1 protein-coding gene is annotated in these 909 nt (G+C 43.8%); it reads left to right on the forward strand.

What is annotated here, in order from left to right:
* Positions 1 to 68 precede the first annotated feature (68 nt).
* Positions 69 to 701: a LysE family translocator gene (locus NXS07_RS20365; RefSeq protein ID WP_238127261.1), complete on the forward strand. Its 633-nt coding sequence runs from the start codon at positions 69 to 71 to the stop codon at positions 699 to 701.
* Positions 702 to 909 lie beyond the last annotated feature (208 nt).

Here is a 909-nt window from a genome sequence, read left to right on the forward strand (position 1 = left end):
CTTAATACGACATAACCGAATTATTCATTTAGAATGTCCGTCAACTTTACTATCAACTGAGGTTTACAATGCTTATTTCCAGCCTTATGGCTATTGCCGCGGTTCTGATTATGGGGGTTATAAGCCCTGGGCCGAGTTTTATTTATGTTGCCCGGAATGCGGTTGCGTACTCCCGTCTTCATGGACTTGTCACAGCTCTGGGCACGGGTGTAGGAGCTGCAGTTTTTTCCTTGGTAGCTATGCTCGGGCTACAGAAATTATTAAATGCAGTTCCTGAATTATTTATTGGCTTGAAAGTGGCGGGAGGTGTTTACTTGTTATGGCTTGCATTCAAAATTTTCAAGAATGCATCTCACCCCCTGACTTTAGCTCTACATGGGCAAAAAGGATCCGAAAAAACTTTGTGGATGACGTTTAGAGATGGTCTTTTGACGCAATTGAGCAATCCTAAAACCGCAATCATTTTTGCATCTATATTTAGTGCGCTTCTCCCAGAAAATATCCCAGTGGCATTTTACTTCGCAGTCCCCCTGATGAGTTTCCTGATTGATGCAGGCTGGTATTCCCTTGTATCGCTCCTGCTTTCGGCTGAAAAACCACGTCAGATTTACTTACGCATTAAGTGTGCCGCTGACAGAGCATCCGCGACTGTATTAGGAGTTTTAGGTATCAAGCTAATTTACTCTTCAATCGGCAAGTAATTATTTACTTGCCGACCTGCATTAAATAATGCAGGAGCCGATGATATTCCGCTGCGCTCGTTCGGCTTCGGTGAGCGCTACCGACTCGCGGAAAAGTTACATACGGAGTCTGGGATAACAGCAAGAGGGTTGTAAAACGGGTTCTAATAGGGGGTCGAGGGTCAATGATGTAAAAAACCACGCTAAGGAGATAATTCATTGTTTATAT

The organism is Xenorhabdus bovienii (assembly GCF_024721015.1).
Taxonomy (GTDB): Bacteria; Pseudomonadota; Gammaproteobacteria; order Enterobacterales; family Enterobacteriaceae; genus Xenorhabdus; species Xenorhabdus bovienii.

Excerpts from the sequence above, each read along its gene's own strand:
- NXS07_RS20365 (WP_238127261.1), top strand. The coding sequence starts at position 69 with ATGCTTATTTCCAGCCTTATGGCTATTGCCGCGGTTCTGATTATGGGG.